Origin of the sequence: Paenibacillus sp. Root52 (assembly GCF_001426865.1) — a bacterium.
GTDB lineage: Bacteria > Bacillota > Bacilli > Paenibacillales > Paenibacillaceae > Paenibacillus.
Map to the genome: position 1 here is coordinate 275792 of NZ_LMFO01000032.1, position 11320 is coordinate 287111.

Annotated in this window: 10 protein-coding genes and 1 tRNA gene; 9 read left to right on the top strand and 2 right to left on the bottom strand. The window is 45.1% G+C overall.

Annotated features, from left to right (window positions below; all coding sequences use genetic code 11):
- Nucleotides 1-200 precede the first annotated feature (200 nt).
- The 6 genes from ASD24_RS27440 to ASD24_RS27465 all read left to right on the top strand — a co-directional run bounded on the left by ASD24_RS27440 (nucleotide 201) and on the right by ASD24_RS27465 (nucleotide 7544).
- The gene (locus tag ASD24_RS27440) at nucleotides 201-1043 is read left to right on the top strand and encodes an STM4015 family protein (protein WP_056702817.1); all 843 of its coding nucleotides are present in this window, start codon (nucleotides 201-203) and stop codon (nucleotides 1041-1043) included.
- A gap of 2 nt (nucleotides 1044-1045) precedes the next feature.
- Nucleotides 1046-2284, top strand: a complete 1239-nt coding sequence (locus ASD24_RS27445; RefSeq protein ID WP_235540907.1) for an STM4014 family protein — start codon at nucleotides 1046-1048, stop codon at nucleotides 2282-2284.
- Nucleotides 2277-3062, top strand: a complete 786-nt coding sequence (locus ASD24_RS27450) for an STM4013/SEN3800 family hydrolase (RefSeq protein ID WP_056702819.1) — start codon at nucleotides 2277-2279, stop codon at nucleotides 3060-3062. Before ASD24_RS27445 ends, ASD24_RS27450 begins: the two co-directional genes overlap by 8 nt.
- A 220-nt stretch (nucleotides 3063-3282) precedes the next feature.
- Nucleotides 3283-4659, top strand: a complete 1377-nt coding sequence (locus ASD24_RS27455; protein ID WP_056702920.1) for an STM4012 family radical SAM protein — start codon at nucleotides 3283-3285, stop codon at nucleotides 4657-4659.
- Nucleotides 4656-5519 carry an STM4011 family radical SAM protein gene (locus ASD24_RS27460; protein WP_056702820.1) on the top strand — a complete coding sequence of 288 codons (864 nt, stop codon included), beginning with the start codon at nucleotides 4656-4658 and terminating at the stop codon, nucleotides 5517-5519. The genes ASD24_RS27455 and ASD24_RS27460 overlap by 4 nt, the downstream gene beginning before the upstream one ends.
- Before the next feature lie 330 nt (nucleotides 5520-5849).
- Nucleotides 5850-7544 carry a methyl-accepting chemotaxis protein gene (locus ASD24_RS27465; protein WP_056702823.1) on the top strand — a complete coding sequence of 565 codons (1695 nt, stop codon included), beginning with the start codon at nucleotides 5850-5852 and terminating at the stop codon, nucleotides 7542-7544.
- 165 nt (nucleotides 7545-7709) lie between these two features.
- Here ASD24_RS27465 and asnB read toward each other — a convergent pair whose 3' ends face one another.
- Nucleotides 7710-9554 carry an asparagine synthase (glutamine-hydrolyzing) gene (asnB, locus tag ASD24_RS27470; protein ID WP_056702826.1) on the bottom strand — a complete coding sequence of 615 codons (1845 nt, stop codon included), beginning with the start codon at nucleotides 9552-9554 and terminating at the stop codon, nucleotides 7710-7712.
- Nucleotides 9555-9739: 185 nt separating this feature from the next.
- On the opposite strand from asnB, the gene ASD24_RS27475 reads away from it, so the two are divergent.
- On the top strand, nucleotides 9740-10042 hold the full coding sequence (locus tag ASD24_RS27475; protein ID WP_235540909.1) for a hypothetical protein: 303 nt from the start codon (nucleotides 9740-9742) through the stop codon (nucleotides 10040-10042).
- A 24-nt stretch (nucleotides 10043-10066) separates the two neighbouring features.
- Nucleotides 10067-10423 (top strand): hypothetical protein, encoded by a 357-nt coding sequence (locus ASD24_RS27480; protein WP_056702831.1) that lies wholly within the window; start codon nucleotides 10067-10069, stop codon nucleotides 10421-10423.
- A gap of 80 nt (nucleotides 10424-10503) precedes the next feature.
- Here the strand turns inward: ASD24_RS27480 and ASD24_RS27485 are convergent, their stop codons facing one another.
- Entirely contained in the window at nucleotides 10504-10797 is a 294-nt protein-coding gene (locus ASD24_RS27485) for a DUF4870 domain-containing protein (protein ID WP_056702834.1), read from the bottom strand.
- A gap of 316 nt (nucleotides 10798-11113) precedes the next feature.
- On the opposite strand from ASD24_RS27485, the gene ASD24_RS27490 reads away from it, so the two are divergent.
- Nucleotides 11114-11187, top strand: a tRNA-Arg gene (locus ASD24_RS27490).
- Nucleotides 11188-11320 lie beyond the last annotated feature (133 nt).

An 11320-nucleotide genomic window follows, 5' to 3' on the forward strand; every position in this document is an offset into this window, starting at 1 on the left:
AATGACCACCCTACCGTTGGTGCTTTTTTTGTGTTTTCAATGAGAACATGAGTTCTTATACCTAAGATTACCAATTGAAGCTTTGCACGTTTGAGAATCGAGTTGGGACTAGAGTTGGAAGAAGTTGCAAGCTTCATACGGGATGGGGTAACATTCAAGATAACGATCAATTATTGAACTCAAACGGAGGGATTTGGCGTATGCAAGAAGTGAAGCTTACAGTTTCTTATGATGACTATGAGAATGGAATTCGAATTGAGAATTTAATTGAAGAACTTGCCGCCAAACCGGAAAGTCGCATACTCGAAAGTTTGGTCATCGGAGATTGGGGACAGGCATACGAGAGTTCACCCGATGGTTTCGTTTCTAAGCTTGTTGAGCTGGCTCCAAATTTCCCATCGCTGAAGAAATTGTTTATCGGTGATATGGGTTTCGAAGAGTGTGAGGTATCGTGGATTATCCAAACGGATCTAACTCCACTATTAAGAACTTTCCCTCAATTAACATCGTTTTGGATTAAAGGGAGTAATGACTTAAGTTTGGAACCGTTGGAGCATGCAAACCTTGAAGAACTGGTGATTATTTGTGGAGGCTTACCGAAAAAAGTATTATCCTCCGTTACTCATGCCCATTTACCTGAGCTACGGAAGCTGGAGTTATATTTGGGTGTCGAAGATTATGGCTTCGATGGTTCATTGGAGGATGTAAGCCCGCTGTTTGAACAGGGAAGATTCCCGAAACTAGTGTATTTGGGGCTAAAAGATAGTGAGATTCAGGATGAAATCGCGCAGGGGATTGCTGAGGCTCCTATTCTAGATCAACTTGAAGTTTTGGATCTCTCCCAAGGCACTTTATCCGATGTAGGGGCTAAAGCTCTACTAGCTAGCGACAAGATCAAAACATTAAAGCATCTCGATCTGAGCTATCACTATATGACCGACGAAATGCTCATTCAATGGAAACGTTCAGGTATCTCAGTGGATGTGAGTGATCAGCAGCAAAGCGATGAAGATGACTGGCGGTATCCGTCTTTGACGGAATAAAGGTGAGCGATCTAGAGCGCCCTTTACTGCTTATTGGGAATCCGGATAATCGACGGACATTTGCCTTGCAACAAGCAAGATTGAGGCAAGGGTTGAAGCCTGCCATGGTATTGTCTTATATTGATCTGCTTCAGACGTGGCGGCAAGGTGCAACACTCGCAGAAGTAGTTTCAGAAGCGATCTTACAAGGTGAAGGCCGAGAAGATGCTGGAGATTATGCGTTTTTCATACGAGTGGATGCACCGGGCGAGAACTGGAATGTGGAACGTGAACTATTGTCTCTGGGTGCGAGTGTGTACTCGCCGCTTCAGCGGGATGATAACCGTATGATGGTTACGCGAGAACAAGCGTTGTTGCTGGAGCAGGAGTGGGGGCGAATTTACGCACCTGCTCAATGGTTTGACGGCTGGAGGGCGTGTTTGGAACGAATAGATAAGGAAGTTCAGCAATTCTTCCCATCTGCTCGCTTTTTGAACCATCCTACTGACATCATAACCATGTTTGATAAAAGGCAATGCCAGCAGCAATTGTCTGCTCATGGAGTGACCGTGCCACCTTCGCTTCAAACTGATGTTCCGATTCGGAATTATGATGAATTACGTGCGGCTATGCGGTCTGAGGGGATGCATCGTGTATTTGTTAAACTCGCTTGTGGCTCAGGCGCTTCAGGTGTTGTAGCGTATCAGTTCAACCCACGAACAGGTGCTGAAATTGCTATAACGACAGTGGGAATGGAACGGAATGGGACAGAGGTTATTTTTTATAATGAAGGTGGCATGCGCAGGTATACCCGTACGGAAGAGGTTAAAATCCTTTTGGACTGGTTATGTGCGGAAGGAGCACAGATTGAACGTTGGATGGCGAAATCGTCCATAGGTTCACGGGTATTTGATGTTCGTCAGCTCGTTGCAGGTGGACAGGTGGGCCATGCAATCGTTCGTCTAAGTAAGACACCGATCACGAACCTTCATTTACGTAATGATCGCCTGCTGCCTACGGAGGCGGGCTTGAAGGATGGCCAGATGTTATTAATTCAGAATGCCGCCCAAGCAGCGTTGTCTGCATTTCCGAACTCTTGGTCTGCCGGAATTGATGTCATGCTTAGTGGAACTGAACCTCGTGCTTACGTTCTGGATGTTAACCCGTTTGGGGATCTTTTATATCGGGTACAGCATCGCGGACTAGGTACATATGAATGGCAAATGGAACTTTTACGAAAGGAGCCCGATTACTATGCCTGATATGAACACCATCGTGGGCTCTCATGATCTATTAATGATTACGCTGGATACGTTGAGGTATGATGTAGCCAAATTGGAAGAAGCGAATTGTCCCAACTTGTGCGGCACAGGTTCATGGGAGAAGCGGCATACACCAGGCAGCTTCACCTATGCGGCACACCACGCTTTTTTTGGTGGTTTTATGCCAACGCCTGCCAATACGGACAAGGCTTCTCATGTCCGGTTGTTTCACTCCCGTAATACGGGGTTGAAGACTCACCCCCATACGTGGCTGTTTGATACGCCCGATATGGTGTCTGGACTTGCGGCTGAGGGATATCGCACAGTATGCATTGGCGGCGTTATATTTTTTACAAAGAAAAATCCGCTTGCCAAAGTGCTTCCGGGTTATTTCCAGCAGAGCTATTGGCGGATGAACTTTGGAGTGACGAATCCTCGTTCAACCGAGAATCAGGTGCAGCATGCATTGAAACTGCTCAAGCAAATTCCGCCGGAGGAGAAGCTGTTTCTATTCCTGAATGTCTCGGCTATTCATGGTCCGAATCGGTATTTTGTAGAGGGAGCCAGAGAAGACTCCATTGAGACGCAGCGAGCTGCGCTACGTTATGTCGATCAAGCGCTCGGTCCATTATTTGAAGCGATGAGAGAACGTGCAAGACCAATGTTTTGCCTCGCGTTTTCCGATCATGGAACCGCATATGGTGAGGATGGCTATCAAGGACATCGCTTGGCACATGATGTCGTCTGGAACGTGCCTTATCGTGAATTTGTGTTATAGATATAGCAGTTTTTCAAAAAAGTACGGCTTTCAGTACCGAGAAGATGGGATGAAGGTAGAAATGGAGTAGCGGAGCGTAGGGAAACTACGTGAGCAACGGACATTTCGGCTGAGTTCTATATTCGATGCTGAGGATGCCTTTTGGCATCCTTTGTAATCAAAGTCGTACATAAAATTAACCGGAGATAGGAGGAAACCGATGGACAGTCAAGATTACACAATGACAACAGGCCATTCCGTAAAGTCCGGGTCGTCTAATACAGCTACAAGTCTTAGAGAAGTTCTTACATCGCCGTATCGCTCGTATTTGTACTCTTATCCTCATAAGACAGCGTATCGTGAGCTAGATCCACCTATGCCACTCGCGCCGCTATGGGAACGTGAGAATACAGATACTTATTTTTTGTATATGCACATCCCGTTTTGTGCAGCACGCTGTGGTTTCTGCAATCTGTTTACATTACCAGATCGGCGGGATGATACCCATGAGCGTTATGTGGATGCCTTGGAGCGTCAAGCGAAACAATGGGCACCAATCACTTCGCGTAGACCTTATTCGCGTTTCGCTATCGGTGGCGGAACACCTACGCTATTGAATGAAGTACAGTTAAATCGACTGTTTGATATCGCTGAACAGGTGATGGGTCTTGACCCACAACAAGCTTCAATCTCAGTAGAGACATCTCCCGATACGGTAACGGACGCCAAGCTTGCGATTATGAAAGAACGAAGTGTAGATCGTGTTAGCATGGGCATTCAAAGCTTCATTGAAGCCGAGGCTTCAGCGATCTATCGTCCACAGAAACCGCAGGAAGTGGAGCGAGCTCTCGAGAAGCTCACAAAATATAATTTTCCGCTGTTAAATTTGGATCTAATCTATGGTCTGCCTGGGCAGACCGTTGAATCATGGCTGTATTCGCTGGAACGTGTCCTTGCCTATGAACCGGGTGAGATTTTCATTTATCCACTCTACACGCGGGAGAATACGATTGTGAAACCAGATGATATAGAGCGCCAAGGGCCGGACATTCGGATGGAGCTATACAGAGCTGCGCGGGAGATATTGAAGAGTCGCGGATATGTACAGTATTCCATGCGTAGATTTGCGAAGGAGCAATCCTCTGCGGGAACGAAGGTACTCTTACCTTATAGCTGCCAGGAGGAAGGCACGGTTGGACTTGGCTGTGGGGCGCGTTCATACACAAGCGAAGTGCACTATGCTTCTAAGTATGGAGTTAGTTATAAAGCGACGCAGAGCATCATAGCAGATTATGTGGCTACGGAGCGATATGACGTGGCTGACTATGGAATTGTGCTGAGTCGTGAGGAACAGAAGCGGCGGTTCATTCTCAAAGCACTTCTGCACCGGGAGGGCTTGGCGTTACCGGATTATTATCAGCGATTCGGAACAAATGTGATGTCCGAGTACGGTTGGCTTGGTGAATTGCTGACCGAAGGAATGGCGGAGATTAAGAACGAAATGGGCGTGGAGTTCTTACGATTGACTGAAGAAGGGCTAGGATACTCGGATGCCATTGGGGATTGGTTAATATCGGCCGAAATCCGTGAACAAATGGAAGGGTTTGTATTCTCATGAGAGCCACCTTATATTATCGTGGTAAGCTGTCATCATGTAACTACGACTGTCCCTATTGTCCGTTTAGTAAAACGGTAGATTCTAAGGAGACTCTGGCGCTGGATGAACAGCAACTACGTCAATTTGTGAACTGGGTGAGGGAACAGGAAGGTAAGGGAGACCAGTTTTCCATTTTCTTTAATCCGTATGGAGAAGCATTGGTTCGACGCTGGTATCGCGAAGCCATGGTAGAGTTGTCTCACATGCCTCATGTGGATAAGATTGCTGTGCAAACCAATCTATCCGTTAAACTGGATTGGACGAGAGAACTTAACACGCACAAAGCCGCATTCTGGGCGACATATCATCCGCGTGAAACGAAAGAATCTTCTTTTGTGAAACAGTGTATGACTTTGCGAGAAATGGGCATTGGATTCAGTGTAGGTACAGTAGGATTACGTAGCGCATTCCCAGCTATTCAATCCATAAGGGAGTGTCTTCCGAGCGATGTGTATATGTGGGTCAATGCCTTTAAGGATCGCCCCAAGTATTACACGCCGGAGGAAATTCAATTTTTGCGGCAGATTGATCCGCTTTTCGAAGGTAATCTGCAGGATTATGACAGCTTGGGCAAGCGTTGTGCGGCTGGTTCGAATGTGTTTTATGTGCAAGGGTCAGGACATGTGAAGAGATGTTACAAAGATCGCCGAATCATTGGACATTTGTATCGTGATGGTCTAGAAGCTTTGGCTGCGGATCGTCCTTGTAACATGAAGAAATGTGGTTGTTATATTGGCTACATTCATATGGAGAATTCACCGTTTAGAGACATTTTCGGCACTGGACTGCTTGAGAGAAATCCAGAGTTGATCCACCGTTAAAAGATCATGATCTGAACTTATTTATAAGACTAAAGACTTTATTTCAGCTGGGAAGCTGAGTGAAGTCTTTTTTTTATTTAGGTCTAAAGTTTCAAAAATAAGAAATAAGGATATAAATTGTGTAGCATAATGTCGAAAATATCTAAAATAAGTCTGATATATAGTATGCACTGATACTAAAGACCTATTTTCGTGTGTGCAAGTATGCTAACATAAATTGAATTGTCTCAGATTTATCCATTTCCGCACTGAAAGGAGGATAGAGTATTTTTGTCAGGCTTAATACATATCGATACTAGCAAGGCATTCTAAGCATGCGGGGGAAAAGACATGAAGAGGATATCCATTAGCGCTAAACTGTTGTTGAGCTTTATGACAGTGCTTATTTTATTGGCTACTGTGGTTGTTATTTCGTATATACAATTTGTCTCGGTTGAGCGAACGTTTACGGATTTGATTAACGAGCGAACTTCTAAACTGTTAACAGTCAAAAACATGGTCATTGATGTGAAGTCCCAGCAGGTGGAGTTGCGGAATTTTATAACACAAGAGAATGATCAAAGTGAGAAAGCGTTTACGTCATACTATGAGGATTATCATAAATTAAGTGAAGAATTAAGAGCGAATAGCACAACTCAAACGATGATTGACCTGTTAGACCGTTCGGATCGCAGTGCTGAGGAATATTATGCATTTGGTCAAGATGTGATTGAATCCAAAAAGCAAGGTAGAACGAGTGAAATTACAAGCTTAATGTTAGAAAAGGGGCCTGTGCTTGTAGCTGGATTTGAAGAAATTGTCTCCGCTATGGAAGAGCATCAGCAGACTTCACTCGATACAGGTATTGTCAATGCCAATGAACTTATTCAACAAGTTCTCCGGTTGATTGTCATTATTGGAATCATCTCCATCGTACTGGGAACCGTTGTTGCATTGGTGATGGGTCGAATTATTTCCAAGCCCGTTGCCAAAGTAGCATATGCGGCAAGCCGAATTGCCGATGGAGATCTCACAGGCGAAGCCATTATCGTTCGCAACCGGGATGAGATTGGAGATATGGCTCAATCGTTCAACAGGATGATGGACAATTTACGTCTTCTAATTCATCAAGTAGGTAACAATGCGGATCGAGTGGCTGCATCATCCGAAGAGTTAACAGCAAGTACAGAGCAGACCGCCTCGGCGACGGAGCAGGTTGCTGTAACGATGGAGGAAATTGCAACGGGAATGGATACGCAGGTGAAAATGGTAGGAGACGGATTCCAGACGATTAGTGAATTGTCCACTGGTTTTCAGCAGATGACTGTGAATACACAGAATATGTCGGATGAAGCAACCCGTGCATCAGCCAAAACAGTGCATGGTAACGAGGCCGTCCAATCTGCTGTCGGACAAATGAATTCGATACATGAGACTGTAAGGACGCTTGCTACAGTCATAGAAGAGTTGGGTAAACATTCACAGGAGATTGGAACCATGGTGGAGAGTATATCCGAAATCTCAGCGCAAACCAATCTACTGTCCCTTAATGCAGCTATTGAAGCCGCAAGAGCAGGTGAGCATGGTCGTGGATTTGAGGTGGTTGCTAGCGAGGTGCGGAAGCTATCTGATCAATCGGCAAAATCAGCTGAACAAATCAGTGTACTCGTGACTGCGATCCGTACAGGGATGGATAATGCAGCGCAGTCTATGGAAAATGTGAATACAGAGGTTCAAGAAGGCATAGATCTTGTCCATAAAGCAGGCGGCACCTTTGAAGAAATTCGTGAAGCTGTCAGCAATGTCGCGGGTCAAACTCAGGAGGTATCGGCATCTATTGAGCAAATGGCTGCGAGTGTGGAACAGATTAATGTGTCGATGCAGACCATTATGGAAGTGACGGAGAATGCGGCTGCGGGAACGGAAGAGGTGAGTGCGACCTCGGAGGAACAATTATCAGCAATGCAAGAGATTGCTTCGGCGGCAAATGACCTATCTTCTATGGCAGAGGAATTGCAGCAATCTATTAATCGATTCGAAGTGTGATGGATGGATGAGTTAAAAGTAAAATGGATGCCGCTTCAATGTTACGTTTATTGATTTAATTAGTTTGCAATTATAAGTATGTAAAATAGTAAAAGGGTGTCTGGGAACAACAAGTCTGTTGTTTCATCAGACACCTTTTTCTGTGTATGAGCATTCCGTGTGATTTTAACGAATCGCCACGTTATACGTCCGTAGCCAAGTGTTGATCTGAGTTAGATAAGCAAATAATTGTGGGCCGGACATTAATTGTCCGAACCATGGAAGATTCGAAGATGCATCAGGTGAAGATGCTAGTTTGCGAATTTGTGCTTTGTCTATTAAAGGCAATATTGGAGAACTGGCATCGTCCAGAATCTCAAGTACTTGTTGCTTGACTGCAGCCAAATATTCAGGATTATGTGTTTTGGGATAAGGACTCTTTTTACGGTATAAAACATCGTCTGGTAGCACGCCTTCGAGTGCTTTGCGGAGGATTCCTTTTTCTCTACCCCCGGTTATTTTCATTTCCCAGGGAATGTTAAACACGTATTGAATCAGGCGATGATCGCAATAAGGTACACGTACCTCTAGTCCAGCACCCATACTCATTCGATCCTTACGGTCAAGCAATGTAGGCATAAATCGTGTGATATTAAGATATGACATCACTCTCATCTGAGCAGCTTTACCTGTCTCAGCAGCGAGTAAAGGCACTTCAGCTACAGCATCGGAATAACGGTCTGCAAGATAGTCGAGTGGTCGAATCCATTCGCGTACGTCTGGAGATAGTAATCCTGCTCTCATATCTGGAGCAACCGACCAAGGGAACGTACCTGAATTAAGCATTTCATCCCGATGGAACCATGGATATCCGCCAAACACTTCATCGGCAGCTTCTCCTGAGATGGCTACTGTGGCTCCTTTTTTGATTTCTTTACAGAATAAATAGAGGGAGGAATCCACATCCGCCATACCTGGTAGATCGCGTACAAGCATGGCTTGAGTCAGCGCCTTTACGAGCTCGCCGTTCTCAATCTCAATCCAATGATGATCTGTTTTCAGTTCGTCTACCATACGCTGTATCCAAGGGCCGTCTGCACCAGGTTGGAAGGAATGAGCCTGGAAATGCTTCGCGTTATCGACGTAATCGACCGAATATGTGCTCACTCGGCCTTGACCCGTTCGATTGTAATAGTCTACTGCGAGTGCTGACAGAGCACTGGAATCGAGCCCGCCGGATAAGAGAGAACATACCGGAACATCAGAGGCAAGTTGACGTTCTAACGTATCTTGTAACAATCGACGTACTTCGGCTGCTGTTGCGTCTAAATCATGCTCATGGGGTACGCTTTCCAGCTTCCAATAGGGATAGGTACGAATACCATTTCTGTTGAAAATAAGTGCATGAGCAGGTTTTAATTCGTGAAGGGAAGAGTATACACCATGTCCCGGTGTCCGTGCGGGGCCAACAATAAACACTTCTGCCAGTCCTTCCGGACCTACTGCCGCTTCCACATCGGGATGCAGCAAAAGGGATTTGGGCTCAGATCCGAATACGAGTGCATCCTTTTCATTGCTGTAAAAAAGAGGTTTAACGCCAAGACGATCTCTTGCCATAAATACCTGCTCGCGTCCGCCGTCCCAGATGGCAAAAGCAAATATGCCATTAAACCGGTCAACACATGCCGGTCCCCATTCGATGTAAGAGGCTAGCAATACCTCTGTGTCACATTGCGTACGGAAGTGATGCCCACGCTGAAGTAGTTCGTTTTTTAATTCGGGAGCATTGTATAGTTCTCCGTTATACACGACGGTATAGGAGGTGTCTCCTTGTAACGCATGCATCGGCTGAGCTCCGTTCTCTGGGTCCATTACGCTGAGTCGCCGATGTCCAAAAGCACAAGGATTGGAAATCCATGTACCTGAAGCGTCAGGTCCTCGGTTCGACAAACTGTCCGTCATTCGGACCAGCAGCTCCGATTCCTGGGTCAAGTCCCGATTCCACTGTATGAAGCCGGTTATACCGCACATGGTTGTTCATCCTTTCTTAGTCGAGTGTTGATCTGAGTGATGTTTGCAGAGCTATGCCCTGCAAATATGTCGTTTTTGTCAGAGGTCGTAACAAATATATGCCGAAAGTAGGCATAAAATGTCTGTCCTCTTCGGAAACTAGCTATAGGGATAACAGCCTCAAGCATGCTGTGAAGGAGAGAATTATGATGGAAGGTACCACCTATTATGTGTCCGTGGTTGGGCGTTCCGTGTTGCCTGATCAGCACTCATCAAGCTATGAGTGGGTCATTCAGGCGACACCTCAGGAGGCTGAGCATCTAAGAGGGCTTCTTCAATTAATGCAGGAAAAAGAGGAGGAGGCCTTTCCGGGAATGGTATTCCCTTGGCCAGACACCCCTGAGGAATCTGTGAACCGTGCTTATGAAGAAGTCCTACAGCGGGTGTATCAGACAATTTATCAGTTAGGAACACCTGAAACCCGTTCTGTCATTGAACAAAGTACATGAATGAACAAAGGAGCGCGATATGAAATGTATGCAATTCAGGATGCTAAAATACGTAGATTAACCGAAGTAGATGGATTGGCTTGTGCTGAAGTGGAGGTTCAACCTGGAAATGCAGGAGACCCTTCTTTGCTTGTATATGTAGCTGCAACTGCTCCAACGAATACATTGGAGATCGTGCGTGTCGTCCGCAACCACTCTGATGCTGTTCTGGATTGGTACAATAATAATATGCACACTGCCTTTGAGGATGCTACAGAAACGGCGTTTGAGAATAGTGAAGGAGTTACTGCATCGGAAGATAGAGCTAAATTTCAAAGTGAATTGTTTGCTTTTGGCTTGCTCGGTCCTACGTTACAAAGGTATTTAATTGGTCAAGCCTAAACTGGAATAAAATACAGCGAAAAACCCGCTGACTTTAAGCGGGTTTTTCTTTATAACTACGAGCCATATGGCAAAGTGGCTTAGGCATATTCGCGCAGCACTTGAATTCCTTTGAACACATTGTACACAAAGCTCAAGCCGTAAATAATAAAGAACAGAATGACAAATCCAAAAGCAGAAGCAACGCTCTGGGCAGTCACGAAAAAATAAATCAAAGGAATAGCAGCGATAAAGGGGAAGATGTGTGAGAATAAGGCTCGTTTGGCATGCCCTTCAATATAACGATCCCGTGCAACAATCCACACAATGATCGGGAACAGAAAAGGGGCAAAGAAAATGCTGAAATAGGATAATGCGGATAGTAACTGTCTCATAGCAGATCTCTCCTTTATTCGTTTCATTCATAAGTATGTATGCAAAGGATTACCCATCAGGTTAAGTCATAAATCGATCTAAAGCTTTTTTCATAAGATGTTGGGGTCTGATATCCATCGTGCCCGCTTTTTGCCATCGTATTCGCTGAACGAATTGCATATGTGTTATTTGTTGTAGAGACAGATGGAAAGTGAGAGTCGAACGAGGTGTTTGAAGCATTGATGATGAAAATTATTAATTTTTTTCATAAAAGTATTGAAAAATAATGAAATGAGAGTATAATAGAGATCACGCGGTATTTTTTAATACATATTTGTCTCAGTAGCTCAGCAGGATAGAGCAACGGCCTTCTAAGCCGTCGGTCGGGGGTTCGAATCCCTCCTGGGACGTAAGAAAAAAGACTTCCTTCGGGAAGTTTTTTTGCGTTCAGGGGATGAGAGCCCCAATGGTTCGTCGGAGGATAGGCTTCGTTAGCACGACTACTTTGCATGTTATAGTTTAAACCTATCAATTATATAATAT